Genomic DNA, 26,518 nt, shown 5'->3' on the forward strand with positions numbered 1-26,518 from the left:
CTGACTATTTCTTCGACTTCCCTTTCATTATAGACTACTTTTCTTCTTTTCTACCAAAAAAATAACAGTCCGACAAAAAATCCATCTTAAGACTGATTTTTTATCGGACTGCTGACTAATCTTCAATATATTTTTGTTTTTGTAATATCTCGACTATTTTTTGCTGTGGTTTTGGAAAAGGTAAGGCCGACCAAGCAGTCGGATAGTACCAGCCCGTCTGCTCATCGCTCACTTCCGCTTGATAGCCATAAGCAATCAGCACGTGCCATTTTTGATGACTAAAAACATGTTGAATTTCTCCTACAGCTTCCTTTTGCCAAATCACATCCGCCACCTCTTCTGCCAAATGTTCAACTAAAGACGGCTCATCTTCAGCGACAAGCTCTAAAATCTGTTCACCCGCATCACGCGTCTGGGCATCTTCCCATTGCTGTTTAAAACGCGTGTAGCTTTTCTTATCTAGCTTCACTAAGGGAAACGTCCAAAAGTTTGCTAACAATCCCGTCGTCGGACGTTGCTCTAAATACCAGCGACCTTCAGCATCTTGCATGGCCAATGCGAGATAATAATGAGGTGTTACTTTCGTCTTCTTACTTTTGACTGGGTACTTCTCTCTCTCATCCATTTGATACGCTAAGCAGTAGGCAGCCAATGGACACGCTTCACATTTTGGTGAGGTGGGTGTACAAATCGTCGCACCTAAATCCATAATAGCTTGGTTAAACTCACTCGGATGTTGCGGCGAAATCGTATGTCGTACGACTCCTTCAAAGATGAATCGTGTCGACGGCTTGGCAATATCTTCCTTGATACCAAACAGACGACTAAAAACCCGCATGACATTTCCGTCTACAGCTGGTTCCGGCTGATTAAACGCAATACTGGCAATCGCTCCGGCTGTATACGGCCCAATCCCTTTTAACACTAATAGCGACTTCAAATCACTAGGCATCTCTCCGTCGTACTCTTCCATAATTGTTTGAGCGGCGAACTGCATATTACGTACGCGTGAATAATAACCTAATCCCTCCCACGCTTTTAACAACTGATCTTCTGGCGCAGCAGCCAAATCGGCAATCGTTGGAAACCACGCCATAAATCGCTCGAAATACGGAATGACTGTGGCGACTTGCGTTTGTTGTAACATGATTTCTGACACCCATATCCGGTACGGATCTTGTGATTCACGCCACGGTAAGTGCCGCTTTTCTTCGTCATACCACGCTAAAAAATCTTGCTGAAAAGCAGCGACTTTCTCTTTCGGCCAGTCCGCTACGTAACTAGCAATACGCTGCGCTCGTGCTTCTTTTACCATTTTATTCTCCTTCTATGCGCTCATCTAACCACGCTTGAATCATCTCAAAAGAAAAGCCTCGTCGAGCTAATCCTTGTTTGACCTTTTGCACGCGCGCTTTTTCATCTAGCCGATGTGACGAACGCCATATCTTTTCGCCAGCACGTGCTAACGCCTCGCGCTGCGCTTCTTCATCCGGCTCAATCTCCAAGATATCGATTGCTGCTTGACCAATGTCAAAGGAAAAACCTTTTGTAACGAGATGTTTTAAGACTTTTTGTTGCTGATGTTGAAAACTATCCTTACGATAACGACGAAACGCTTTTTCAGCTAGCTTAGCCGCATTTTCTAAAGCTGTTTTTGTATCATAAAGTGACAACGCCTGCTCCGCACAGTCTGGCGCAATCCCTCGCTTACGCAATTGTTGTAACACGACTTGCGGTCCCTTATCGCCCATACGCATTTGCGTGCGCACGTAACTCTCAGCATACTGCACGTCATCTATTAATTTTAACTCTTTTAATTTTCCAATAATATCACTAATCGCGTCTTCGGCAATTTCATGCTCACGCAAGTAGCGTTTGACCTCGGCTTCCGATCGCAGCTGATAACTCAAATAATGTAGACTACGCTGATATCCTTCATCTATCGCGGTATCATGACGCAATTGTTGTAAGGCAGCCGTGTCGAGCGTCGTGCCTTTCAATAAACGATGTCGCACTAGCACATCTTCTGACACGCTTAAGCTGACACCTGAATCAAACAACACTTTATAGCGCCCAGGCTTTTTCGTCTGAGCTATTTTCACAACCGTTTCCGCCACTTACCTCACCTCTCATTTTCTCTACTCTTTCTAACGCTATCCCTTATCATATCATTAAATCAAAAAGTCTGGCAAAAAGAATGATAGACGCCCTTCAAACACCGATTGATGCTAACACATCCACTACCTCCGCCAAATCAACGCCTCTATGTAAGAAACAGAGCGACCGCTTGAGAAAAAAGCCATCGCCTCCTCTAATGACTGACAAACCACTGGCTTTTGCTTACTCCCTCCATGCTGCGCGATGTAGTGACGCCACTCATCACTTAAAGGAGCCGTAAACGACAAATGATGCAGCGAAGTACGCTCGATAAAATAATCAAAAAAGGTCGAAAAAACATCGCAGACATCACGCACGTGAATTAATCGTTGATGAAAACTACGATAAGAACTATTGAGATGACAATGATACTGACCATTAAAACAAATATCTAACCGATACGGACTTTCTTCCTTCGTCAAATCCAAAAATGAAAAAACCTGGTCAAAATTGAACCATACGCTGGCGTACTGACTCGGTCCAGTTAATGGCAACCAAATACCATACTGATGATGTAAAAATGGCTGTTTCTTTATACGACGACCACTCAGTAAAGAAAATAACTGTCGTTGCGTATCATAGTCATCGACTTGCAATTTCGACATCTGATGAATAAGCTGCCCCGTCGTTCGCTCGACAAAAACAGGTAGACTATCCCTTTGAAAAACTAAACTCCCCTTTACGCAACGGGATTCATACGGCATGACTAACAATGTTTCCTTTGTCAACACGACATCTGCTTGCGGACGGGCAATCTCATACCATTCACTCAAATCATACTCTTTCACAACTTTGACCTCTTGTGACAAACATTCATTTTGAATCTTCTCGTACATCGTTTACTCATCCTTTCTTTATTATTAAATTTTCCCTTTTTATATAGAATATGCTAAAAAAAGATGAAATGAACGTTTTTTTGATGTTTTTTTGATTAAATAACACTTCGTATTTTTTACACCATTTCGATACACTTTAACTGTCAACCGGTTGAACATTATTAAATAAAGGTGAAAAATATGAAACAATCAAAAGAAGAACGGATAAACCCCTACATCGGGATCGTCTACGGCGTCTTGAAACAACTACACATCGCCCCTAATCATGTCGATTACGAAGATTGGTTACAAACGGGACTACTCATCCTATGCGAATGTCTAGAAAAAGTCTCACTCGATTTTGAAACTGAAGAACGCGCCTATCACTTTCGCGGTATTCTCTTTCGTCTCGTCAAATCACGGATGATCGACCGCATTCGCCAACAACAACGTCAAACACGACACCAAGCAGTAGAAGATAGTCAGTTACAAACAGCCGTCGACCCGTCAACACAAACAGAAGAAGCGCTCGTTGAAGAAGTCGATTATGCACTATATAAACAAACCATTTGGCCACATCTCTCACAACGCGAACGAGCCTATCTCATCGCCACTATGGAGAAAGGCTGGACGATACCAGAAATCGCACGCTACTACCATGTCAGCCGTCATGCCGTCTATAAATGGCGTAACCAACTCGCTCTAAAAAGCTTGCGTTATTTTTTTAATAATCATCGCGACGATAACTTAAACTAAATGATTTCTAATGTTATTTAATAAAAAAATGCGAAATTAGGGTTAACATTTTGCCCCTTCATTTCGATATTATTAGTGTAAGACGTCGCGACATGCTTACAAAAAAAGAGAGAGGAGCAATCAAAATGAAAGAATGGATTAGTAACCAAGTAGAATTACACTTTGCAGTGGATGGGGAGGAAAAAATGAAGAAACAAACGATTTCTAACATCATTCAAAACCCAGCTGAAAGTGACGTACTCGCCTATGCTCGTTTAATTGAACGTCTCGTCCCTGAAAAGATGAACTTAGACAGCACAGTGCTTGTCGAAAAAACACGCTTTACCGCGTAATTTTACATTTTGAAAGGAGATATTAGTATGAAAAAATTACAAATGATTTTTAAAAACGGAACGGGTAAAAAAGTCACCTTGACACAACGTGACTGCCGCGACGACTTAACAGCGGAAACAGTCCGTGAAGTAATGGCTGGGGTAGCTAATCTCGCTTTAATCGAGAAAAAAGGTATCGCCCAATACGTCGAACCCGTCAGCGCTCACTATGTCGAAACAATCACAACCGACTTGTTTTAATATAATGTAAGAAAAGGCAGTTACCGGAATGGTAACTGCCTTTTTGATGTTGCTACCGTTTTAACCTTTTTTTTGATATACTTAAAGAAAACAAGTCTTGATAAGAAAGAGTGGTACTATACATGGAAAAAATATTAATTACAGGTGGAGCTGGTTTCATAGGATCAAACCTAGCGAATCATTTGTCAGCAGAATACGACATTACAGTCGTCGATGATTTGAGTATGGGAAGCGAGTCCAACTTAGACAAATCGGATAACATTCACTTTCATCATGAATCGGTATTAAATACAACTTTCATGACGAAGCTACTTACAGAACAAAATTTTGACTATATTTTCCATTTAGCAGCTATTGCCAGTGTCGCTGACTCAGTCGAACGTCCAATCGAAACACATGACGTTAACTTTAATAGCGTTCTGACTATGTTAGAAACTTTACGTCATTTACCAAACAGACGCTTAAAACGTTTAGTATTTGCTTCGTCTGCTGCGGTATACGGTGACGAACCAACACTTCCGAAACAAGAAGAGAGTGTCATTCGCCCACTCACCCCTTATGCTATAGATAAGTTTGCTGCAGAGAAATTCGTTCTTTCCTACCATCATTTATATGGTGTACCGACTGCTGCCGTTCGCTTTTTCAATGTTTATGGTCCAAATCAAAATCCGAGTTCACCGTATTCAGGTGTTATCTCCATTTTAACCGATCGCTTTATGAAAAAAGTAAATGGCGAAGATAGTCAGTTTACCCTTTTTGGAGATGGCGAACAGACACGTGATTTTGTCTATGTTAAAGATGTTTTACAAGCGTTATGGTTGGTTGCCACGAAAGAACAAGCTCTCGGAGAAGTCTACAATGTAGGGACGGGTATTGCCACATCCTTAAATAATCTAATTGACAGCATGCATCAATCTCTGTCAGTCGAGCTACCTATTCAGCATGAAGCAACTCGTGAAGGGGACATTCCTTTTTCCTATGCGAATATTAAAAAATTAACTTCACTCGGTTACCGACCTAAATATACTATTCAAACTGGAATTCATGAGTATTTACAATCTTTTTAAAATAGCTAAAAAGCACTGTTTTTCAACAGTGCTTTTTTTATTTAAAATCAGCCGGACGAGGTGCTTTATCAAAAGCATACGCAATGGCTTGTAATATACGTTGACTAGCTATTCCATCTCCATACGGATTAGGCGCTTCACTCATCATTTTATAACGTCCCTTATCTTCTAGCAATTCTTTTGTCGCTTTCTTAACGGCATGATAGTCCGTTCCGACTAAATGCAATGTACCTGCCTCAACGCCTTCTGGTCTTTCAGTCGTATCTCGTAAAACTAAGACGGGCTTGTTAAGGGAAGGAGCTTCCTCTTGAATTCCACCCGAATCCGTCAAAATCAAATAGCTACGAGCCGCTAAATTATGAAAATCTAATACTTCTAGTGGCTCTATCAGATGAACTCGTTCTACGTTACCTAAAACATCCTCTGCCACTTCTCTCACCTTTGGATTAAGGTGCATCGGATAGATAAGTTCAACATCAGGTGTTTCTATAACAATTTCTTTTAGAGCTGTGAAAACATCTCGCATTGGTTCTCCTAAATTTTCACGACGATGCATGGTCACTAAAATAATCCGCTGTTTATCATCGATGGACGACAATACTTCATGGTGATAATCTTTTTTCACTGTATACTGCAACGCGTCAATCACTGTATTACCCGTAATAAAAATATGTTCATCATTTTTTCCTTCTGCTAGCAAATGCTCTCTAGCTAACGATGTAGGAGCAAAATAATCATCTGCAATCACGTCAATCAGTTGTCGATTAATCTCTTCTGGAAATGGTGAGTACTTTTGCCAAGTACGTAACCCTGCTTCAACATGACCGACACGGATTTGATGATAAAAGGCAGAGAGACTAGCCGCGTATGCAGTGGTAGTATCTCCATGGACTAACACCATATCCGGCTTTTCTTTGCGCATAATTTCGTCAAGCTTAAGCAAAACGCGACTCGTGATTTCAGCGAGCGATTGATTGGGACGCATGATATCCAAATCATAATCTGGGATAATCTCAAAAGCTGTTAAAACCTGATCTAACATCTCACGGTGTTGCGCTGTCACAACCACACATGATTCAAATATATCTGCTTCTTTTTTCATTTCTTGAACAAGAGGCACCATTTTGATTGCTTCTGGACGGGTTCCAAAGACACTCATCACCTTGATTTTTTTTGTCACGACACACTTGCTCCCTTCAACATTCCGTCATCCTATAGTATTTCCTGTGTTACTTCTATCATAGCATATCTCATCCATTTCCCAATAAAAAAAATCCAAATGACAAGCATTTGGATTTTATAACGTTTACGCCTCTTGTTCTGATTCTTTCAGCTCTTCTGCTAGTTCTACGATAAAGTCTTTTAGATTATCTTTGACCTCTGGATGTTCCAATCCATACTCGATACTTGTTTTTAAGAAGCCAAACTTATCCCCAACGTCATAACGTTTACCTGTAAACTGATGGGCAAAGACACGTTGCGTTTTATTTAACGTGTCAATCGCATCGGTTAACTGGATTTCATTTCCTGCACCAGGTTCTTGATGTTCTAAAATATCAAAAATTTCTGGTGTCAATAAGTAACGACCGATAATCGCCAAATCACTAGGCGCTTCTTCTGGAGATGGTTTTTCCACAAAGTTACGCACGCTGTACAATCCTTCTTCCATTTGCTCTTCAGGATTGATAATGCCGTATTTTGACGTGTCTTCATGTGGCACTTCCATGACCGCAATGGTCGCCGCTTTATTTTTATCATAGTTATTAATCAGCTGTTTCGTCAGAGGAATTTCATCACTCATCAAATCATCACCTAACATGACAACAAACGGCTCATTCCCAACAAACGCTTTTCCTAGTGATACCGCATGACCTAGCCCTTGTGGATGTGATTGACGGATGAAATGTAAATTAAGCCCGGTTGTTTCTTGCACCAATGCTAACAAGTCATCTTTACCTTTTGATTTTAAATTTGTTTCTAATTCTAAATTCGCATCAAAATGATCTTCAATCGGGCGCTTTGCTTTCCCCGTCACGATTAAAATATCTTCAATCCCTGACGCAATCGCTTCTTCAACGATGAACTGAATCGTTGGCTTATCCACAATCGGCAACATTTCTTTTGCCATGGCTTTCGTTGCGGGTAAAAATCTCGTCCCTAAACCTGCCGCTGGAATAATCGCTTTTTTTACTTTACTCATTTGACATAACTCCTCAATCATTATATTTTAAGCTCATTATGGTAAGTCAAGCTGTTCTTTTAAAAGCGCTTGAACTCGTGCTAACTCTTCTGGACTAATATCTTGATAGGAAACACCTTCACGCATGGCGCCAACCCCTTGAAGCTGGTCGTTTTCAATATGTGAAAAGGCATCCCAGTATTTACTTTGCATGGCCGTCATCTGACTCCACGGAATATCTGTCTTCACATGGTCTTCAAGTGTGTTTAAAATAGTCCCATAATTGGCAATAATACTTGGACTCATCGCTTTTTTGATAATCGCCATGACAACTTTACGTTGACGCTCTTGACGTCCATAATCACCATTAGGATCATCATAACGCATACGAATGTAAGCAAGTGCTGCATCCCCATCTAATTGAAGTGGTCCTTGATGGAATTCATATCCATCCTGAGTAAACTCAATGTTATTTTCTAACTGAATTTTCCCAACGGCCTCAACGATTTCTTTTAAACCATGCATATTGATACTGACATAGTGGTCTATTGGGACTCCTAATAGCTTTTCTGTGGAGTCCATAGACATCTCTGCACCACCAAAAGCATAAGCATGATTTAGCTTATCAAGTGTCCCTAATCCGACCATCTCTGTATAAGTATCTCGTGGGATACTTACGATTGTCGTCTGTTCTCTCTCTGGACTGACTGTAGCAATCATTATAGAGTCTGAACGTCCCTGTTCGGTACGACCCAACTCACCAGTATCAATCCCTAAAAGTAATATCGACATGGCTTCTCCTTGTTTCACTGAAACTGGTTTTTCACGCAACTGTGACTTGATACGAGTAGACTCTTCATAAACACCATCGGCAGTTTTCTTAACGTCAAAATAGACCTTACCTAAGTAACCACCAACCATGATTAGCAGTATCACTATAACAGATAAAATACTTAATATTATCTTTTTGCTTTTAGACATTTATTCACCTCTTCTGACGAGTTTTTAATATTTTTTTTATATTTCGTTTAATATTTTCAATATTTACTTGTCGAACAGCTACAATCGGTATTTTATTTTCCATAAAAGTTTTTATTAATCTTAATTTTTCTGACAAACTAAAATTGTAGTAATTTGATTCTATCAACCAATGCAAACCATTTATGTTCATTTTTTTATACAAGTATGGATCTAAATTATTACTTATATACTCGTTATATTTTAAAAATGTTTTTATTCTTATTATAAATTTATCCTTTTGATAACTTGTTGTAAGTGTACCTGAGTCTCTTGTTACGCAGTAGAGCAAATCTTCAGAGGTTGCGATTTTGTTCGCCGTTAATCCCGCCTTTACTGAAAACATCACGTCATTAGAAACTATTATTTCATCAAATTTTATGTTATTCGCTTTAATAAAGTCACTACGATACATCTTCGACCAAGGTACAATAAAATTTATTCTTAAAAAAGTTTCATTTATTTTATTCGGCTTGTCCAAATATCTTAAAACTAAATTATTCAAAACATAGTGTCTGTCTGAGAGTTCTTTTGTACGTTCATCTATACTAGTACTTAAGAAGTATATAATGTCAACTGCGCTATTTATTTTATTATATAGGGATTTATAATAATTAGGCATAAAATAGTCATCAGCATCCGCAAAAACTAGCCATTCTCCTACAGCTTTTTTAAGTCCTATATTTCTACACGTACCAGCTCCCTTAATCCCCTCATTGAAAAAAAGAGATAAATTTGTGAACTCACAAACCATTTCTATAATACTCGATATATCCTCAGTACTTCTATCATCAACAATAATGACCTCTAATAAATCATCGTTTTTTTTTAAATCTATAGACTTCAATAATCTTTTCAATTTGCCTACTGAGTTATAATGTGGAACGATAATGCTAACTCTTTTTTTATACATACTTACTTTATTCTCCTAATTCGATTGGCTAATTCCTTTGTGACCATTTCCATATCATAATTTTCAGATGTCTCAATTCCTTTTTCTATCATCTTTCTTCTATCTTCAGGTGCCTTTTTTATATATCGTAATGTATATTTTTTTAATTCTTCAATATTACCTTTTTCAAACAAATATCCATTTTCTCCATGTTTTACATACGAATTTATTCCGTTAATATCAGACCCTATTACAGTACATCCACAAGCTAGTGCTTCTATACCAATTAATCCTAAACTTTCTTTAAAACTCGGAAAAATCAAACAATCAATTTCATTAAATAACTGAGATAACTCTTCTTGATCCATAGCAGGTAGATATTCAATTAATTTATGCGATATCTCTAACTCGTCTATGTATTCCCACATTTGTTTAATTTCAGATCCCGAACCGACTATTTTAAATTTTATCTTCTCATTTTCTAACTCTTTTACTAACTTTATAAATATTTTCCATCCCTTAAAATGTTCTATTCTACTGACATAGCCGATAACAAATTCTTTATTTGTATCTTTATTTGTCTTATCTACTAAATCTCTGTTAGGTTTAAATATTTTTCTATTTATTCCCCCCGAAGGAGACACAAATACATTATTCTCAGTTATACCATACCTATTTATCATTAACTCTTTATAAGATGATGAAGGTGTAACTATCAATGATGCTTTTTTTATAACAGGCCTAATGAGAAATAAAAGTATCTTTTGAATCACTTTAGTAGGATTTACATCTGTACCGTGTACATTTAAGATAATTGGATTCATTGTTTTCATGAAAATAAATGGTAAAGAACTATTAGATATATAATGTATATAAATAAACTGATAGTCTCTATTATTTACATATTTTATTATTTCCCAGTAAAAATTCAAATAATGCTTTACAGTACGCTCTTCTTTAGTCAAGACTATTGAATCAATATTATAACCTGATTTTTTAAGTCCTTCATAATTATTTTTAACAAATGTTCCAAAATAGGGTGATTTATCACTTGGAAATAGATTTGAAATAAATAAAATTCTATCACTCATTAATTAATCCCTCATAAATACATCACGAGTGTATACTTTTTCAAAAACATCTTCTAATGCTTTTTCAACCCTATTGCTTACAATAAGATCACACTCTTGTTTAAACTTATTTAAAGATTTTTCTACAAAATTCCCATAAAAAACGGGTTGATTTAAAGTAGGCTCATAAATAACTATCTCTATATTTTTTTCTTTCAACCTTTGCATAATTCCTTGAATAGAAGAATATCTAAAATTATCTGAACCAGACTTCATCGTTAGACGATAAATTCCGACTTTTTTAGGTTTTTTATCAATAATATCATTTGCAATAAAATCTTTACGTGTTGTATTAGAATCAACAATCGCTTTTATAATATTATTTGGAACATCTTCATAATTTGCTAACAGCTGCTTCGTATCTTTTGGTAAGCAATACCCTCCATATCCGAAAGAAGGATTGTTATAATGAGAGCCAATCCGTGGATCTAAGCCAACACCTTCTATAATTTGTTTCGTATCCAAACCTTTCATAGAAGCATATGTATCTAACTCGTTAAAATATGACACTCTTAATGCTAGATAAGTATTAGAAAATAGTTTGATTGCCTCTGCCTCAGTTGAGTCTGTTAATAATACTGGCGAATTTTTTTCTACTGTATTTTTCAAGAACATATTCGCAATTTGTTCTGCTCGCTCTGATTTTTCTCCGATAATGATGCGTGACGGATAAAGATTATCGTATAAAGCTTTCCCTTCACGTAGAAACTCTGGAGAAAATATAATGTTTTCAGTATTATACTTTTCTTTTAATGTTTCTGTATAACCTACAGGAACTGTTGATTTAATGATAAACGTTGCTTCTGGCTTTTCTTTTAATACTTTTTCAATGACATCTTCAACTGTTGATGTATTAAAATAATTACGTTTTTCATCATAATCTGTAGGTGTAGCGATTATAAATACATCAGCATGATTGATAGCAGTTTTCAACTCATCTGTATACTCAATATTTAAATCATCACGTGCTAAAAACTCTTCAATTTCTTTGTCTATCAATGGAGATTCTCCATTATTCAATCCTTTTATTTTTTCTGAAACAATATCATACGCCATTATATATTCTGATTGCGATAATAATAAAGCATTCGCTAATCCTACATATCCTAATCCAAAAATTGATAGTTGCAAAATCTATTCCTCTTTTCTTTAGTTAAAAGTAATCTACAAATTTTCATTTTTCAAAGCATTAAACGCTTCATTTATGACCATATGCATATCAAAATACCTATACATGCCTAAACGTCCACCAAACACTATATTAGGATATTCTTTTGATAATTTTAAATATTTTTTATACATTTCAGTATTTTTACTATCATTAATGGGATAGTATGGTTCGTCGCCTTTTTGCCATTCTGAAGGATACTCTTTAGTAATTACAGTTTTATTTTGTTTACCAAATTCAAAGTGTTTGTGTTCAATAATACGTGTATAAGGTGTGTCTTTATCAGTGTAGTTAACTACTGCATTGCCTTGATAGTTTTCACAATCTAATATTTCAGTTTCAAATTTTAAAGATCGGTATTCTAATGTTCCATAACAATAATCAAAATATTGATCTATCATACCCGTATAAATTATTTTAGAAGCCTCTTGTTCAAATTTTTCTTTATCCGAAAAAAAATCAGTGTTTAAATGCACTTCTATATTATCGTGTGAGAGCATTTTTTCAACAATTTGTGTATAGCCCCCTATAGGAATACCTTGATATTTATCATTAAAGTAATTGTTATCATAATTAAAACGAACGGGCAATCTATTAATAATAAAGCGTGGCAATTCTTTACACGAACGCCCCCACTGTTTCTCTGTATATTCTTTAACTAATCGATTATAGATATCTGTTCCTACTAAAGAAATTGCTTGTTCTTCTAAGTTTTGAGGACGAGAAATTCTTGCTGCTTGTTTTTGTTCTTCTATTTTATTCTTTGCTTCATTCGGTGTGATAACTCCCCATAATTTATTAAATGTGTTCATATTGAATGGAAGATTATAAATCTCTCCTTTGTAATTAGCAATTGGTGAATTAGTAAATCGGTTAAATTCTGCAAATTGATTTACGTACTCCCATACTTCCTTATTACTTGTATGAAATATATGAGCTCCATATTTATGAATATTAATTCCTTCTTGATTCTCAGTGTATATATTTCCTGCAACATGTTTTCTTTTTTCTATCACTTTAACTTTTTTCCCTTTTTTTGCTACTTCATGAGCAAAGACAGCTCCGTATAAACCCGCACCTACTATTAAATAATCAAACATATTACCCTCTCTTTTCTACTAATAATTTTTTAATAATCTTGATTTCCCCCATATAATATGATCCCAGTAAGAATGTTAAAATAAAAATGAATGACCTTATAAAAAGCTCTATAAATATAGAATAACTGTATTGAATAAGGTTAAATAAATAAAATACTATAATTAACAATACTGATAATTTAAACGGGTTTTTTAACTCTCTTAAAATATAAAATAGATTAGTTTCTAACGCTTTATTTGTTAGTAACCAAAAAGAAAACACGAAGTTTAGTGTAAACCCCCCTACTAGTATTATGGATAATTTCTCTATATCTTGCATGAAGATGCCTAATATTATAGCACTTACTAAAATGATCGCAGAAACACTTCCACCAATAAATAGATAATTAGTTTTATTTCGAGATTGAAAGATTGCACCGGTAGATGATAAAAGCATTTGAATCCAAACTGTAGTGGACAAAATCGCAAAAGTTTTTACAGCTCCGGTCCATTGCTTACCAAACATAAAGTATATAATATATTTAGCGTTCATAGATAAAAAAACTGACAATGGCAATCCAATTAATGCTAGAACCCTTATAACTTTTGAATATACATTTTTAATAACTTCAACGTCATTTTCATGGTTAGATAAAACTGGTTGTAGTACAGGTGTAATAACTCCCGCTAATAAACTATTTGGATACATTAGTAATTGATACGCCTTACTATAATTACCCAAAGCTTGTTCTGATATGAACTTCCCAATTAAAATATTATCCATATTACGTGAAAAATAATTAATAAAATTAAAACCAAATTGGTTTTTAGAAAAACTTCTGATTTTAAAGTATGCTTGTTTATTAATTTTTTTTGTTGGCCTAACTTTTGAAAAAGAAAATAACAATAGAAAGGATACAAACGCATTAGCAATGTTATTAACAACAAGAGCATACACTCCAAAATCATTATATGCAGCTATTATTCCAATTAAACCAGCAATAACAGACGTTATCAGTTTAGCCATACTTACAAACTTAAATTGTTGTTTTTTTAGGAGGATAGCATTAGGTACGATTATCAAAGAATAAAAAAACACAGATATAGATAAATATGATGATATTGGTATATAAATAGAGTTGTCATAAAACCAAGCTATGCCAAAACCAAATAAAAGAAAGAACACCCCGAGAAAAAAGGATAATATTATTGACAAAGTAAAAAGTGACTTTATGTCTTCTTGATTTAACTCTTTGCTTTGTATAATTGCAGGTCCAATCCCCATATCCGCTAGCATTTGAAAAAAAACAATAAATACTGTAACGACCGCTACAACTCCATAATCATTGGGAGTTAACAAACGTGACAATATAGCATTGATTATTAATTGAATTATCATATTTCCATATTTACCCAGAGCCGTGTATATAAATCCTGTCTTAATTGATTTAGTCAAGTTGTTGTTCATATTTACCTCCATTCATTCTTAATTGAGAAAATAGGGCAAGTAAAATAGGATTATAACTAATTCGAAAAGATTTATTATCTGTTACATCATAGAGTATAACAACACATATAGCTAATACATATACCCATCTATTACTATTTACAAATTTTTTTAAAATTTTGTACGTTGCAGTCAAATAAAAAACTAGTAGTATTAATCCTTTTGAAAACAACTGTTCTATGACTAATGAATCTAAATAAAAATATTCGTGTCCATATAAACTATTTCGTCCTGATCCATTCATCAATATTTCTTGTCCAAATAAATTAACATTATACATATAAAACGCCTTATTCGCGTAATAGAGTCGACCAGTTAATGCATTGTTTAAAAAATAGTAAAGTGAACTATTATTTTTATAATTGTAAGATAAATATACAATTATAAAAGGAACTAGTAGAGCGAGACTATTGATAAATATTTTTGTTAATTTAGAAATTTTAAAATTATACTTAAATAATTTTAAAATAACCATTCCAATAATAATGATAGTCGTATTAAGAAAAGCACTTCTTGCATCTGTTAACTGTAATACTAAAACATTTAAAATTGATATACTTACTAGCTCAAACCAACTTGTGTTTTTTTCTCTGATTAATAAATAGCTTAATATTAAAAAAAAGAAATACGATGCAAATACTGTAGGATATATTGTTCCAAGTGACATCCTTACTCTCTCATTCTGATAAAACACCAAATTAGGAATTATACTTACAGCGGACAGCAAAACGACTATCATTAAACATGAAAAAATGACTGTAAAATAAAACTTCAAAATATCTTGAAATTCCAAATTTTGACTCGCTATAATAATGAAAATAAAAGAAGCTACATCTATATTTTTAATAGAGAAAAAAGACAATACAGAAATAGTCATAAGAATCAAAGTTGCAATAAAGTATTTTTGTTTAATCCCTTTAAGAAGCATAAAAAAACACACAAGAATGATTGAAACCAAATTAAAAGCAAACAAGATACTGCTAGGAATTTCTATCATAATATGCTTAAAAAACGAAGCTAAAAGAGCCAATAGGTAGCCTATATAAAAAAATATATCAATTTTTAAGTTTCTTTTATTTAATGTTATTTCATCACTATTTATTAGCATATTTCTTTATTTCACTCCATGACCATAATGAATCAATAATACCTTTTTGTATAGACACAAATTTTTTTATTTTAAATTTACAGTTTTGTCTGAATAGTAATCGAAAAGCCTCTCTAATAGTATTTATATAATTTTTAATTATTAACTTCCTAGAATCGTATAATCTCGAGTTAAATAGCTTATTTCTATAAAAATATTTATACATCTTCACTCTATTAGGATTTTCTTCTGTAATAATACTTAGACTTTTAGCATTGTATCGCTTATGCAAAATCAAACTATTTCCTACAAAAAAAGCTGGTCCATAATCATTTACGAGTCTTAAAGTATATTCAGTATCATCACCCCAAATAAAATATTCTTTAATAGGATAACCAACTTTTTTAATAGCTTTCTCCGAAATCAGTAATGAGACAAACGTAGCTCGCTCAATTTCGATAATTCCATATTTTAGATAGCGATACCAATCTCCATATCCATTTTCATGTTTTCGCTTAGATATTCCCGGTACATTCATTGGTTCTTTTTCAGGACCATATACAGTACTCGCTAAAAAGCTAGGATTCTCTTGTTCTAAATAATCATATGCATCTAATAATTTTTCTAAACTATCTTGATTAGCTATGGTATCATCATCCATTAACCACAAAAAATTATAATCACAATTTTCATTAATATATTTGATACCTTCATAGAACCCCCCTGCTCCACCAATGTTTTTATCCATTTTTCTATAAGTTATACTTTTTAAATGGAACATAGCTCCGTCTTTAAATAAATCGGACGTACTATCTGTACTATTATTATCAATTACAACTATTTCCTCTATTTTATGATTTTGATTTAATAAAGCATATAAGCATTCCGTTAATAACTCTTTTCTATTATAAGTAACAACTAAAGCAACAATCTTCATATTTTTCTCCCATTCTTATAAATATCTTTTCATTTCGTTTATAAAAAACTCATTATTTGATTTAAACTCATTAAACTTATATATATCCAATTGCTCATATGCCTTTTTCAACTCATCATAATTAGTTGCGGACATACAGTATTTCATTTTTGTGAATTGCCTCATAATTTGAAATTGATGATTGTCAACATGTTCGTTCAGTTTTGATTCTCTTGGAACAATAATTATTTTTTTTTTGTTATTCAATGCTCTTATAATCGAACCTGTTCCCGCATGAGTTATTATTACGCTAGCTTCTCTTACTAATTTTTCATGTTCACCTTGATCAACAAAATTGCTATAATAAGCATTTTCGGGAATAAAGCTACTTACACCTGTTTGCATAAAAACTTGATTCTTGTCCATTTTTTTTTCTCGAGCTAAGTTATCTACGTATTGTAATAATCTATCAAACGGTATTTTTTGAGATCCAACAGTAACATATACTCTACCTTTCATTAATAAATACCTCCAAAATAATGCGCTTTAGGGTAATACTGTAACATTGATTCCCATTGAACAATAAATACATCTGTAATTCTATACAAAAATTTTCCAGATTTTGTTGGCGAGTTGACTTTTGCATAAGACTCTATAAAAACTAGTTTTTTATTATAAAGCTTACCAATTAAGAACATTGGAATAACTGATAAAGCACCAGTAGATATAATTATATTTGGCTGTTCTTTTTTAAATATTAAAAAACTTTTCAAAAAAACTCTTATTAGTTTTAAAATTAAAAACTTATCTTTTCGATTTATCTGATTTAATAAATATAATTTATGTCCATTTATACTATTTTCGTGTAAATTATATTCTGTTTTCTCTGTAACATAAAAAATATCATAATCTTCACTTAAAGTTTTTAACATTTTAAGTTGTTCAAAATGTCCTCCTGAAGATGATATAAAACAAATTTTTTCCATATTAACTTCACCATCTTTTTTTACTTAATACGCACTATTTGGAAATAGTACGACCTTTACTGTTTTCAATAATATTTTTAAATCGTTTTTTACACTTTGATTTTTGATATATTCCAAGTCTAATTCAACCATCTCATTAAACCCAACATCATTACGGCCACTGACTTGCCAAAGTCCTGTGCAGCCTGGGGTAACCGACAAACGTTGTTTATCATAATTTGTATATTTTTTCACTTCTCTTTTAAGAGGAGGTCTCGGACCTACGAGAGACATATCCCCTTTCAGAACATTCCATAATTGTGGTAATTCATCTAAACTTGTTTTTCTAATGAATTTCCCGACCTTCGTTATTCTGGGGTCTTCTTTCATCTTAAACATTGCACCTTGTACTTCATTATAGGCTAATAATTCCTCTAATTTTTCTTCAGCATTAACACACATCGAACGAAATTTATACATGTCAAATTCTTTATAGTTTTTTCCTACTCTTTTCTGACTAAAAAAAACGGGTCCTTTAGGATCTTCCATTTTAATTGCTAATGCAATACCTCCATACACAGGAGAAAGTAAAATCAATCCGGTTAAACTACCTACTATATCTATTGTACGTTTAACTAAATAGTAGTTTCTTGATGGTTTTATATTTTGTTTACTCATCTCTCTAGTTTCCAAATAAATTGCCCCCAAATTCCTTTTAATCAAATAATCCCAAAAATCCTGTTTTCACTGGACTATACGGTGCGACGTGTATGTCATCTCCGTTTATCATGTTTTTAGACACTTCTTTAAAATAACGTTCCTTTTCTATACCAAAGTCTTTTCGAATTGCGTTATACGCTTCTGCCAGATAAAACTTCCGTCCTTTCAGATTGTGCGCATCTGACGCCACACACTGAACGAGGCCATGTTTGACCATTTGTTTCGCTGTTTTTTGGATTTTTTTACCGAAGACCCCAACATAGCTAGGTGCCGTTAGCTGAGCTAAACAACCCATCTCCAAGAATGGGATCAACGCATTCGGATCCTCGATAAACCCTCCATTACGCTCTGGATGAACGATAACAGGCGTCACACCTTCTCCGATTAACGTCAAAAAAAGTGACTCGGCAAAGTAGGGAATTTCGATACTGGGAAACTCCATTAACAAATAGCGATCTTCGGTATCTGTACCGAGTAGTTGACCGTTTTCTCTATCTGTCAATAGTTCTCCTGTTACTCGAATCTCCTGACCTTCAAACACCGTCAGAGGAATTCCTTCCTCGTCCAGTCGTGCTTGCAAGTTCGCTACCGCTTGAATCACTTCATATTTTGGATTTAAATATTTTCCATTACGATGATGAGGCGTACAAAGAATATGCGTAATCCCACTTTCAACCGCTGCCTCCGCCATAGCTAAGGCATCCGTCATGGTTTGCGCGCCGTCATCTATTCCTGGCAAAATGTGACAATGTAAATCTATCATTCTCTGCACGTCCTCTCTTCCCTTATTTTAAGCGCCGTAATAATAATATCCTTGGTCGGTCGCTTTCGTTGCGCCATTATACACTACACCGAGTAAGTTTGCATTAACCATATCGAGCAGTTGTTGCGCTTTGATAATCGCACGCTTATCTGATACCCCTTCGCGTACGACGAGCATCGTACCATCTACTAGAGCTGACATAATCTGAGCATCAGTTACCGCGACGACTGGTGGCATATCAAAAATTATCAAATCATAACTCTCGCGTAGCTGTTCCATCACTTGTCCCATACGAATCGACCCTAACATTTCTGACGGGTTAGGTGGCTTCGGTCCACTAGTTAAAATGGATAGATTTTCCACCCCTGACGGTTGCGCCAACTGTGTGACATGAGCTTCACGATCAGTAAGTAGCGTACTAAAGCCTTGATGATTGCTAAGGGCAAATGTTTTCGCCACGGTCGGTTTGCGCAAATCGGCATCGACAAGTAAAACGCGAATGCCTGAGTTAGCAAAAACAACGGCCAAGTTTGCCGAAGTAGTCGACTTTCCCTCTCCCGGTCCTGAAGACGTTACGACGAGTGTTTTAAACTGGCTATCGACCATTGAAAATTGAATATTCGTTCTTATCGTCCGATATTGCTCCGATATAGGTGAGCGTTGATCCGCTAAGGTAATCAAGCTCACGGCATGTGTTTTATTAGATGGTTGTTGTTTCGACATCTGTTTTCCTCCTGTTAAACGCGACTACGTGAGCGACGCGTTGTTCCTTCTGAGACTCGTTTTTCTGTCACAGTGCTTGGTGCTACCTGTGCGGGGACAAGCTTAGCAGAAAGTTCTTTTGCCGACATCTGTGGAACGACTCCCAAGATTGGCAAGCCAAGCGTGTCTTTGATAAAGCGATCGTCTTTGACTGTTTTGTCGAGCATTTCGTTTAGGAAAGCAAGTCCGACACCTATCATTAACCCTAATACTGCTCCGATTAAAAGGTTTAACTTACGGTTTGGTGATACTGGTTCCTCAGGCAGTGTGGCTTCAGATAGTACAGAAATCTTATCTACCGTCAAGGCATCTTGTGCTTTTTCTTTGAAGGCTGCTGTTACGGCATTCGCCACCTGCATGGCTTCTTGCGGATCGGTAGACGTTGCTTTTATCGAAAACATTTGCGAGTTTGGATTTTGAGCGACTTCTATCATCCCTTGTACGTCATGAAAGTCCCCTTCAAAGCCCGTCTCCGCTTCTAAGCGTCCACGTGCATCTTCGGCAACAATCTGTGCTTGTGTGATGAAATCTTTATACGTATTCATCATTTGTAAGTTAAAGTTCACATCGTTTAAACTTGCACCATTTTCATTTGCTGGTAAGGTGACAGTTAACTGTGTAGATGCTTGATATTTTGGTGTCATGACAAAAAACGTTACGATACTAGTTAAGCCAATCGCAATAAAAAATGATGCTAATATCAGCATCCAACGTTTTTTGAGAATCTCAAAAATATCTTGTAAACTAATTGTCTCTTCCATTAAAATCCTCCAATAATTATGCATTCATATAATAATATACATATGGATTATATCATAGTTATGATAATTTTAAACCGTAATTTAACAAAAAACAATGTTTTATGAAAAAACCAAGTTATTTTTATGATGTTTTCATCAATATATATCATATTTCTTATGATTCAATCGCGCATTATTTCTTTTACTATTATAGGTATGAATCAACTCATTACATTCAATACTTTTTTGTTTTTTTTATAGCGGTGATACCTTAGTGGGTGTTGTTATTTTTTAGTTATAAATACAAGAAAAACGTTCATGTCTGGAACATGAACGTTTTTGCTTATTCTCCCGGGCTTAATTCCCATTCTAAAACTGTTTGATAGTCACCTGCTAAAGCATTGCCAGGAACTGTTAACTGAGGATGCAAATCAATCTCACTCAGAAGAGCGCCACCTGAAAACACTTTTTGTGCACTGTTATTTAATGTTTTTTCACCTGGACTTGTTACACCATTGTCTCCTGTTGGGTTAACTTTGATGTCCATACCTGTCACAAAACTTTGAGTTCCAGCAGCAATAGCAGTAGCTGAAGCAGTACGTGTATCTTTGACTTGTACGTTCCATTTTGCATTGTTACCACGGTAATCGCCAACTTGGATTACAGCAGTTTCTCCGGTTAATAAGTCTTGCGTATGTGAATTACCATCGAATGTAACGTCTTGAAAATTCATCTTAGCTGTAGCAGAAACATCCCCTTCAAACTTTAAATCTCCTGCTGTTACTGTAATTTCTGCTTGGGTGGCTTTATTCTCAACTGCTTTGACTGTCGTAGCACTTGCTAAGACTACGCCTCCAACCATCATCATCGCTACTACTTTTTTTGTGTGTTTCATCATTTCATTCTCCTTTGATTTTTATATATGGTAAACCCTAATAGCGTTATGGCTACTAGTGCTAGTCCCAGTTTCATGGCTTTGTTTGTCGCACGTTCATTTGTTTGAGGAAGCTTTTTCGTCGTATGACGGGTGACAGGACTAGATGTTTTATTTTCTAGCTGCGTCTGTGTTTCTTCCGTCTGTATGACTTCGTCCATTGATTCACTACGTGGATGAATGGTAATATTGGCAGTCGAATAACCTCTATCAGCCACCTCTGACGCTTTTTGTAAAGAGGGATTTATGAACAAAAAGAAAATCAACATGATTATCGCTATGTTTCTTTGTTTCTTCATTTTATGGTTCACCCTCCGTTAACGTCCATTCTAGTTCCGTCTGATACTCTGTTGGCGAAAGTAACGTGTTATTTGGCATATTCAAAAATAGTCCTGTCGTCTCTGACCAAATATCTTCCGTCACTATTTTCCCATTATTTAAATGATTTGAACTCAATATGTTTTGCCCTTCTTGATTTAACTTAATCTCTTTATTCATTTGTTTATAAAGCAAAAAGGGTGAAAGCGGTGAGGACGTCGTTTCTTTTAAGGACAACGTCCATTTTGTTTTTACTGGTCGTGTATCGCATACTGTCACGCGATTGTTTTTTTCTTTTCTTTCCACAAGTGTTTGGGCTTGCCCGAGTTGATAGTCTTCAAAGACCACCTTTTCAGGAATTTCCCAGGTCAGTTCCCCCGCTCTAACTTCTATAGAAACGGCATATCGATATAGAACGTCTCTATCTTCACTGATTTTTTCTGATACGATGATAGGCTGTTCGACTAGTCCAGCAACCTCAAAACACGGATCCTCATTTGGCAAGAGAAGTTCTTGTTCGTCATATTTTTGAGTAAAATAATCTGTGATATTTTGACCGATTTCTGATAAGTAACTATATAGTGGGACAGAGATATCTGGCTTACTTTCAAGCTGATTCACTTTTAATAAGCGTAGCCCCTGCTCTTCTACCAAAAAGTACCAATCTTGTGCACGTGCTGCAGTAAGGTCAAGTGATGTATTCTCGTTGTAACCTTGGACTAGGGATTGTTTATTACCTTCTCCCTCGTGATGTACGTGAATGATATCGCCATTATTTATCGCCAGTTCATTATATGAAGGAATTGTTCCCACAGGGTCAGTTGGCGAGAGCTGCGTTTTATTGTCAACGTTGACATCGTTTAATACGTGATTATCTTCTAACGACGTGGCCTTCACTATTGCTACTTCGACCGTATTTCCCACCAGTCCTATTTGTTCACGACTGCCTTGCACACTCTGTAACACTTTCCCCTGACTGTTATTTAGTAAGGCTAGTCCAAATAGGACGTGTTCATCAGCATTTTTTATTAACAGACTCGTTCCTGGATGGACGTCAACAGGAACGTCTATCGTTTCAGATAAAACGGGTTGTTTAGCTGTGACGGTCAATGGTAGTGTTTGAGACCCTGTATATTGATAGCGACTATCCGTATTCCAGTTAACGTCGTACTCCGTTGGTTGTAGGATATAACCATCTGATGCTCGTTTTACTTCCTTAATTCTTTCATTTAGATTGGGAATGGTCGTTTTTTCTCCCAAAACGCCTGATATGTTTTCATCATCTAAAGTCACCAGTAACTTATCTTGTACTTTGAATAAAAGGGGAATAGTTTTAGTTTGTTGATACTCATCTGTTATCGTCACATTGACTACCTTTTCACCCAATGTATCAAAAGTAGGAGGACCATCCGTGTAGGAAAGCGTCACTTCCCCGGCACTACTAGTCACCTGTAGATACCGATCTAATAACTCTTGTGGGTCTATGGGTAGCTTATCCCCATACGTGACGAAAAACTCAGTTTGCATAGGGTCTACTTGCAAACGAGGTACCTCCTCTAAAAGAGCTTTTATATTCCTAGCGACTTTTTTATCTGAATCTGTCAACCCAAAGAATGGGTTGTTAGAAGACTCATTTTCAATTTTACCCCGTTCATTTATGCCACCTAACCATGTTCCTGTTCCCATTTTATAGGTCATCGATAGTTCGGGTCTTACTTCTATGTTTCCACTTGATTCTTTATTGTTAAGTCGTTTAATCGTAATAGTAGCTTTACGACCCATTTGAGTTACATCGACTTGCAACGAGTCGTCTTTCGATGCAATCTGCAATGTCTTAATAGAAAAAGTGCTATCACCATATTTATTGTTATACGTCTGGTTTGGGAAATCTATCCAGTCTTTGTTCGATTCTGTAAAGTCGTCTAAGTTCAATTCAATGTTGACCGCTTCGCCTGTTTTTAAATAGGGAAGTTTTGGCGTATGTTGATTCATTTTAGCCGTAATCTTAGTTGCCATCGCGTTTATTTTTTCTTTAGCTAAATTTGTGTAGTTCGTCTTCCAATCAACACTATTAGGCACATCGGTCATAGAGCGCCCTAGTTCGTTTTGATTTTGTATTATTTCGGCTTTTACTTGAAGTGAGGAGGATAGTGATGGTGTCAGCAAACAAAGCGTTAACACTATCGCCTTATATCTGTCTTTCATTACGTTTTCTTCTCCTTCCAATGACAATCATTTGTATTAATATAATAAGCAGTAGAATTAGAATAATGACGACAAACAGCCACATTTTAGACGGCTCTTTTTTAGGCATGTCGATATTTTCATTAATCGTCTTAGCTTCACTTGCTTTAATTTCTAATTCTTCTGTCCATGTTTGGTGAAATTCTTTACCTTTTGCTTCTATCGTTACCAGATATTTTCCTGCTTTTACTTCTTCTTGGTTAAGTCGTAGCAGCATGTGATTAACAGTTTCTGGTGCCATTCTCACTTCATCGTCATACAGCGTTTGGATTGGGGCTTGCGTTTGTCCCATTCGCTTCATAGTGACCTGTACATTCATTCCTTTTAAAACAACTGGATGGACATTTTCAAAGACTATTTCTAAGTTAGAGTCATACTTGACTACTTGAAGCGCAGCTCCTTTAAATAAAATTTCCTCAGGATAATCTTGGTTCCCTTGATGAATTTTCACAGGGATTAAATAACTATATCGGTTAACAACTTGCCCGCTCTCTTCTTTATCATCCGTTTTGCGAACACGAACCCCTCCTAGCGTTGTCCCTTCAAACATCTCGTTTGGTAATGCGATGCTGATAGGAAAAATCGCTTCACTCTTAGCTTCAACACGAACGGCTTCATCCACTGTTGCAATCGTGCTTAGTGGAGGAATTTGACGATATGTCATGGATTCAGGTGTATATTCAATAATACCGTTTCGATTGCTAAACGCATTTTCCACTGCTAATTGATACTCATGTGGGATGTTATCTTGATTGACTATTTTAACACCTATTTCACAAACATTTCCAGGAGTTAGCGTCATATCAAAGTAATCTGATATATTCTCTGTTTGATACTCGTTAAATACGGGAGAGACAGAATATGTTATTTCATCTGCTAGAACAGGCTTATACATTAAAACGAGACAAAACAACCATAATCGCAAAAATCCTTTAATTTTTCTTTTCATGACAACGCTCCTATTTTTCTCTTTCTATCGCATTATAATAAACGTACGTTATAAAATCAAGGCAAAAAGTGTATTTTATTTAAATTTTTATATAATAATTATTATTATACGTTAATTTTTATAAAATATTTCAGTTTGATAAACTCTTTTATATTAAACATTTAATATTTTATGGTATAATAATATTGATAAAAATGATAATAAGGAGGGTGCATGTGTTATTTTTACTAGATAATGATAAAAAAAGAAAACTTGATATCTTAAATGCGATTTATAAAGCACCTTATCATCGTATAAGCTTCCATACGCTACAACAAGATATGAAGTTGAGCACGGTCACACTCACCACCGCCCTTTCACAGTTAATTGACGATATAGAAGAAATATGTACGGAATCAATTATTTTAGAATATCGACAAGGGAATCAAAAATGGTATGAATTACCTGAAAAGCAGCATTTTATACAGACGCAACTTCGACAATACTATATGCAAAACTCTATTAAGTTTCATTTAATCAAGGATTTATTTTTAAATAATGGCGGAACCTTAACCGGTTTTAGCCAAACTTATTTTCTATCTCCTTCTAAAATAACGCGTGAGATTAAAGAGCTCAATACCATGCTCGTCAAACACCATCTCCAAGTTGAAGGATTTAAACAACTCAAACTTTCTGGAACGGAGTCATCCATACGATATTTTTTTGTTCATTTATTTTTCCATACATATCAAGGTTTAGACTGGCCCTTTACGAACATGAACCCATTTCTAGTAAAGTATTATCATGAATTATTTCCAAAAAAGCTGTATCGTTTACTCGATGTTAAAGGAAATCTTTTCGCGTCCTATATCGTCGCGATTTCATTGACTAGATGCGCTCAGGCGCATTATTTAGAGTCGAGTATGTCTTTAGATTGGTTATACGAAGACGCGTCGCTACCTGATTTTGAAGAAAAAACAGAGCGTTTCATTTTATATCTATTAAACGACTCTCAGTATTCTGCCACACGTGACGTGTTAGTCAAGGAAGTTCGTTTCATCTATTCTTTCGTGTTCAGTCAACAGACCTTTATTGATGACAATACTGACATTCCTTCTTTTTTCTTTAACGAAGCATTGGAGTCTTTTCAATACATGCAAAATGTCGACTATATCTTGGAGCGATTAGCTTTCCTTTTCGAACGTGAGTTAGACGACCGTACGCGACGTATTTGGCGATATCATTTAACTGTCATTCATTACCGTTTGCTATTATTTCCAGAAATTCTAGTCACCTTGCCCGCTTATTGGACGGTCGACTTTTTAACCATTATTGAAAAAGATTTATACTATCAATTAACTTACGAGCGCATTCACGGAAATCTAACCATTTTTCATGAGGCATTAAATGAGCAGCATTTAGATTATCTCACTCGAGCTTACAGTGTTTTGACGATGCCTTATGTTTCGTCTTATTTTATGAAACATACGATGAAGGTGCTTTTTTTAACGAATAATACCGACTTTCATTTCTTACATAAAGCCTTGACGTCTGAGTTTGCTCGTATTTACTTGCGAATTGAAGCAGTTGAAATGGGAAATCCTGATACTGATGTCATTATCTCCGATACGTTAGTGAATCCGACGCTCTTAGAATTACCGGCTGATATACCGATTATTTATTATGAAACCAATGCTTATTTTGACTATTTAAATCATATTCAAAATCAATTATTTCAAATTCAATTACGGAAAAACGGTTTGGAAAACAGAAAAAAATAACAGATTGATGGTTAACCATCA

Annotated in this window: 28 protein-coding genes; 5 read left to right on the forward strand and 23 right to left on the reverse strand. The window is 35.4% G+C overall.

Annotated elements, in window-relative coordinates:
• Positions 1-115 precede the first annotated feature (115 nt).
• The 3 genes from mutY to CBF33_RS00990 form a co-directional block, all read right to left on the reverse strand.
• Complete coding sequence (gene mutY / locus CBF33_RS00980) at positions 116-1,315, reverse strand: A/G-specific adenine glycosylase (RefSeq protein WP_126760759.1); 1,200 nt, start codon at positions 1,313-1,315, stop codon at positions 116-118.
• A gap of 1 nt (position 1,316) precedes the next feature.
• Positions 1,317-2,117, reverse strand: a complete 801-nt coding sequence (gene recX / locus CBF33_RS00985) for a recombination regulator RecX (RefSeq protein ID WP_126760760.1) — start codon at positions 2,115-2,117, stop codon at positions 1,317-1,319.
• Positions 2,118-2,240: 123 nt separating this feature from the next.
• The gene (locus tag CBF33_RS00990) at positions 2,241-2,993 is read right to left on the reverse strand and encodes a competence protein ComK (protein ID WP_126760761.1); all 753 of its coding nucleotides are present in this window, start codon (positions 2,991-2,993) and stop codon (positions 2,241-2,243) included.
• A 180-nt stretch (positions 2,994-3,173) separates the two neighbouring features.
• Between CBF33_RS00990 and CBF33_RS00995 the strand changes: the two genes are divergently transcribed.
• The 4 genes from CBF33_RS00995 to CBF33_RS01010 all read left to right on the forward strand — a co-directional run bounded on the left by CBF33_RS00995 (position 3,174) and on the right by CBF33_RS01010 (position 5,367).
• Positions 3,174-3,728: a sigma-70 family RNA polymerase sigma factor gene (locus CBF33_RS00995; RefSeq protein ID WP_126760762.1), complete on the forward strand. Its 555-nt coding sequence runs from the start codon at positions 3,174-3,176 to the stop codon at positions 3,726-3,728.
• Between the two features lie 125 nt (positions 3,729-3,853).
• Complete coding sequence (locus CBF33_RS01000; RefSeq protein ID WP_023605957.1) at positions 3,854-4,060, forward strand: DUF1659 domain-containing protein; 207 nt, start codon at positions 3,854-3,856, stop codon at positions 4,058-4,060.
• A gap of 27 nt (positions 4,061-4,087) precedes the next feature.
• Positions 4,088-4,300: a DUF2922 domain-containing protein gene (locus CBF33_RS01005; RefSeq protein WP_023605958.1), complete on the forward strand. Its 213-nt coding sequence runs from the start codon at positions 4,088-4,090 to the stop codon at positions 4,298-4,300.
• Between the two features lie 122 nt (positions 4,301-4,422).
• Positions 4,423-5,367, forward strand: a complete 945-nt coding sequence (locus CBF33_RS01010) for an NAD-dependent epimerase/dehydratase family protein (protein WP_126760763.1) — start codon at positions 4,423-4,425, stop codon at positions 5,365-5,367.
• Between the two features lie 37 nt (positions 5,368-5,404).
• Here the strand turns inward: CBF33_RS01010 and wecB are convergent, their stop codons facing one another.
• The 20 genes from wecB to CBF33_RS01110 form a co-directional block, all read right to left on the reverse strand.
• The gene (gene wecB, locus CBF33_RS01015; RefSeq protein ID WP_126760991.1) at positions 5,405-6,526 is read right to left on the reverse strand and encodes a non-hydrolyzing UDP-N-acetylglucosamine 2-epimerase; all 1,122 of its coding nucleotides are present in this window, start codon (positions 6,524-6,526) and stop codon (positions 5,405-5,407) included.
• A 147-nt stretch (positions 6,527-6,673) separates the two neighbouring features.
• On the reverse strand, positions 6,674-7,567 hold the full coding sequence (galU, locus tag CBF33_RS01020; RefSeq protein ID WP_126760764.1) for a UTP--glucose-1-phosphate uridylyltransferase GalU: 894 nt from the start codon (positions 7,565-7,567) through the stop codon (positions 6,674-6,676).
• 36 nt (positions 7,568-7,603) lie between these two features.
• On the reverse strand, positions 7,604-8,527 hold the full coding sequence (locus tag CBF33_RS01025) for an LCP family glycopolymer transferase (protein ID WP_126760765.1): 924 nt from the start codon (positions 8,525-8,527) through the stop codon (positions 7,604-7,606).
• A 4-nt stretch (positions 8,528-8,531) separates the two neighbouring features.
• Positions 8,532-9,476 (reverse strand): glycosyltransferase family 2 protein, encoded by a 945-nt coding sequence (locus tag CBF33_RS01030; protein WP_126760766.1) that lies wholly within the window; start codon positions 9,474-9,476, stop codon positions 8,532-8,534.
• Positions 9,477-9,478: 2 nt separating this feature from the next.
• A complete protein-coding gene (locus CBF33_RS01035; protein ID WP_126760767.1) occupies positions 9,479-10,546 on the reverse strand; it encodes a glycosyltransferase family 4 protein in 1,068 nt (355 codons plus the stop codon).
• Between the two features lie 3 nt (positions 10,547-10,549).
• Entirely contained in the window at positions 10,550-11,716 is a 1,167-nt protein-coding gene (locus CBF33_RS01040) for a nucleotide sugar dehydrogenase (RefSeq protein WP_126760768.1), read from the reverse strand.
• A 33-nt stretch (positions 11,717-11,749) separates the two neighbouring features.
• Positions 11,750-12,853 carry a UDP-galactopyranose mutase gene (gene glf / locus CBF33_RS01045; RefSeq protein ID WP_126760769.1) on the reverse strand — a complete coding sequence of 368 codons (1,104 nt, stop codon included), beginning with the start codon at positions 12,851-12,853 and terminating at the stop codon, positions 11,750-11,752.
• Position 12,854: 1 nt separating this feature from the next.
• On the reverse strand, positions 12,855-14,300 hold the full coding sequence (locus CBF33_RS01050; protein ID WP_244919666.1) for a lipopolysaccharide biosynthesis protein: 1,446 nt from the start codon (positions 14,298-14,300) through the stop codon (positions 12,855-12,857).
• Positions 14,281-15,447 carry a hypothetical protein gene (locus tag CBF33_RS01055; protein WP_126760773.1) on the reverse strand — a complete coding sequence of 389 codons (1,167 nt, stop codon included), beginning with the start codon at positions 15,445-15,447 and terminating at the stop codon, positions 14,281-14,283. The genes CBF33_RS01050 and CBF33_RS01055 overlap by 20 nt, the downstream gene beginning before the upstream one ends.
• On the reverse strand, positions 15,434-16,363 hold the full coding sequence (locus CBF33_RS01060; protein WP_126760775.1) for a glycosyltransferase family 2 protein: 930 nt from the start codon (positions 16,361-16,363) through the stop codon (positions 15,434-15,436). The genes CBF33_RS01055 and CBF33_RS01060 overlap by 14 nt, the downstream gene beginning before the upstream one ends.
• A 15-nt stretch (positions 16,364-16,378) precedes the next feature.
• Positions 16,379-16,861: a PssE/Cps14G family polysaccharide biosynthesis glycosyltransferase gene (pssE, locus tag CBF33_RS01065; RefSeq protein WP_126760777.1), complete on the reverse strand. Its 483-nt coding sequence runs from the start codon at positions 16,859-16,861 to the stop codon at positions 16,379-16,381.
• The gene (pssD, locus tag CBF33_RS01070) at positions 16,861-17,328 is read right to left on the reverse strand and encodes a PssD/Cps14F family polysaccharide biosynthesis glycosyltransferase (RefSeq protein ID WP_126760779.1); all 468 of its coding nucleotides are present in this window, start codon (positions 17,326-17,328) and stop codon (positions 16,861-16,863) included. Before pssD ends, pssE begins: the two co-directional genes overlap by 1 nt.
• A gap of 24 nt (positions 17,329-17,352) precedes the next feature.
• The gene (locus CBF33_RS01075; RefSeq protein ID WP_126760993.1) at positions 17,353-17,985 is read right to left on the reverse strand and encodes a sugar transferase; all 633 of its coding nucleotides are present in this window, start codon (positions 17,983-17,985) and stop codon (positions 17,353-17,355) included.
• A 37-nt stretch (positions 17,986-18,022) separates the two neighbouring features.
• Entirely contained in the window at positions 18,023-18,790 is a 768-nt protein-coding gene (locus CBF33_RS01080; RefSeq protein WP_126760781.1) for a tyrosine-protein phosphatase, read from the reverse strand.
• A gap of 27 nt (positions 18,791-18,817) precedes the next feature.
• On the reverse strand, positions 18,818-19,513 hold the full coding sequence (locus CBF33_RS01085; protein WP_126760783.1) for a CpsD/CapB family tyrosine-protein kinase: 696 nt from the start codon (positions 19,511-19,513) through the stop codon (positions 18,818-18,820).
• Positions 19,514-19,527: 14 nt separating this feature from the next.
• Entirely contained in the window at positions 19,528-20,313 is a 786-nt protein-coding gene (locus CBF33_RS01090; RefSeq protein WP_126760785.1) for a YveK family protein, read from the reverse strand.
• Positions 20,314-20,635: 322 nt separating this feature from the next.
• Positions 20,636-21,187 carry a WxL domain-containing protein gene (locus tag CBF33_RS01095; RefSeq protein ID WP_170167721.1) on the reverse strand — a complete coding sequence of 184 codons (552 nt, stop codon included), beginning with the start codon at positions 21,185-21,187 and terminating at the stop codon, positions 20,636-20,638.
• Positions 21,187-21,525, reverse strand: coding sequence for an LPXTG cell wall anchor domain-containing protein (locus tag CBF33_RS01100; RefSeq protein WP_126760789.1), 339 nt, complete (start codon positions 21,523-21,525; stop codon positions 21,187-21,189). The genes CBF33_RS01095 and CBF33_RS01100 overlap by 1 nt, the downstream gene beginning before the upstream one ends.
• A gap of 1 nt (position 21,526) precedes the next feature.
• Positions 21,527-23,749, reverse strand: a complete 2,223-nt coding sequence (locus CBF33_RS01105; RefSeq protein WP_126760794.1) for a hypothetical protein — start codon at positions 23,747-23,749, stop codon at positions 21,527-21,529.
• Positions 23,733-24,737 carry a WxL protein peptidoglycan domain-containing protein gene (locus CBF33_RS01110; RefSeq protein WP_126760796.1) on the reverse strand — a complete coding sequence of 335 codons (1,005 nt, stop codon included), beginning with the start codon at positions 24,735-24,737 and terminating at the stop codon, positions 23,733-23,735. The genes CBF33_RS01105 and CBF33_RS01110 overlap by 17 nt, the downstream gene beginning before the upstream one ends.
• A 215-nt stretch (positions 24,738-24,952) precedes the next feature.
• Here CBF33_RS01110 and CBF33_RS01115 point away from each other — a divergent pair, with 215 nt between their 5' ends.
• Positions 24,953-26,497, forward strand: coding sequence for a helix-turn-helix domain-containing protein (locus tag CBF33_RS01115; protein WP_170167722.1), 1,545 nt, complete (start codon positions 24,953-24,955; stop codon positions 26,495-26,497).
• The last annotated feature ends 21 nt before the right edge of the window (positions 26,498-26,518 follow it).

Origin of the sequence: Vagococcus lutrae, from assembly GCF_003987555.1 — a bacterium.
Lineage (GTDB): Bacteria > Bacillota > Bacilli > Lactobacillales > Vagococcaceae > Vagococcus_A > Vagococcus_A lutrae.

Bases quoted from the DNA above. Each gene is read 5' to 3' on its own strand.
- CBF33_RS01095 (WP_170167721.1), bottom strand. From the start codon at position 21,187: ATGAAACACACAAAAAAAGTAGTAGCGATGATGATGGTTGGAGGCGTA.
- CBF33_RS01035 (WP_126760767.1), bottom strand. From the start codon at position 10,546: ATGAGTGATAGAATTTTATTTATTTCAAATCTATTTCCAAGTGATAAA.
- CBF33_RS01075 (WP_126760993.1), bottom strand. From the start codon at position 17,985: ATGAGTAAACAAAATATAAAACCATCAAGAAACTACTATTTAGTTAAA.
- CBF33_RS01110 (WP_126760796.1), bottom strand. From the start codon at position 24,737: ATGAAAAGAAAAATTAAAGGATTTTTGCGATTATGGTTGTTTTGTCTC.
- CBF33_RS01000 (WP_023605957.1), top strand. From the start codon at position 3,854: ATGAAAGAATGGATTAGTAACCAAGTAGAATTACACTTTGCAGTGGAT.
- CBF33_RS01085 (WP_126760783.1), bottom strand. From the start codon at position 19,513: ATGTCGAAACAACAACCATCTAATAAAACACATGCCGTGAGCTTGATT.
- CBF33_RS00990 (WP_126760761.1), bottom strand. From the start codon at position 2,993: ATGTACGAGAAGATTCAAAATGAATGTTTGTCACAAGAGGTCAAAGTT.
- CBF33_RS01025 (WP_126760765.1), bottom strand. From the start codon at position 8,527: ATGTCTAAAAGCAAAAAGATAATATTAAGTATTTTATCTGTTATAGTG.
- CBF33_RS01055 (WP_126760773.1), bottom strand. From the start codon at position 15,447: ATGCTAATAAATAGTGATGAAATAACATTAAATAAAAGAAACTTAAAA.
- CBF33_RS01050 (WP_244919666.1), bottom strand. From the start codon at position 14,300: ATGAACAACAACTTGACTAAATCAATTAAGACAGGATTTATATACACG.
- CBF33_RS01105 (WP_126760794.1), bottom strand. From the start codon at position 23,749: ATGAAAGACAGATATAAGGCGATAGTGTTAACGCTTTGTTTGCTGACA.
- pssE (WP_126760777.1), bottom strand. From the start codon at position 16,861: ATGAAAGGTAGAGTATATGTTACTGTTGGATCTCAAAAAATACCGTTT.
- wecB (WP_126760991.1), bottom strand. From the start codon at position 6,526: ATGAGTGTCTTTGGAACCCGTCCAGAAGCAATCAAAATGGTGCCTCTT.
- CBF33_RS01100 (WP_126760789.1), bottom strand. From the start codon at position 21,525: ATGAAGAAACAAAGAAACATAGCGATAATCATGTTGATTTTCTTTTTG.
- CBF33_RS00995 (WP_126760762.1), top strand. From the start codon at position 3,174: ATGAAACAATCAAAAGAAGAACGGATAAACCCCTACATCGGGATCGTC.
- CBF33_RS01090 (WP_126760785.1), bottom strand. From the start codon at position 20,313: ATGGAAGAGACAATTAGTTTACAAGATATTTTTGAGATTCTCAAAAAA.
- CBF33_RS01080 (WP_126760781.1), bottom strand. From the start codon at position 18,790: ATGATAGATTTACATTGTCACATTTTGCCAGGAATAGATGACGGCGCG.
- mutY (WP_126760759.1), bottom strand. From the start codon at position 1,315: ATGGTAAAAGAAGCACGAGCGCAGCGTATTGCTAGTTACGTAGCGGAC.
- glf (WP_126760769.1), bottom strand. From the start codon at position 12,853: ATGTTTGATTATTTAATAGTAGGTGCGGGTTTATACGGAGCTGTCTTT.
- CBF33_RS01005 (WP_023605958.1), top strand. From the start codon at position 4,088: ATGAAAAAATTACAAATGATTTTTAAAAACGGAACGGGTAAAAAAGTC.
- CBF33_RS01060 (WP_126760775.1), bottom strand. From the start codon at position 16,363: ATGAAGATTGTTGCTTTAGTTGTTACTTATAATAGAAAAGAGTTATTA.
- pssD (WP_126760779.1), bottom strand. From the start codon at position 17,328: ATGGAAAAAATTTGTTTTATATCATCTTCAGGAGGACATTTTGAACAA.
- galU (WP_126760764.1), bottom strand. From the start codon at position 7,567: ATGAGTAAAGTAAAAAAAGCGATTATTCCAGCGGCAGGTTTAGGGACG.
- CBF33_RS01030 (WP_126760766.1), bottom strand. From the start codon at position 9,476: ATGTATAAAAAAAGAGTTAGCATTATCGTTCCACATTATAACTCAGTA.
- CBF33_RS01010 (WP_126760763.1), top strand. From the start codon at position 4,423: ATGGAAAAAATATTAATTACAGGTGGAGCTGGTTTCATAGGATCAAAC.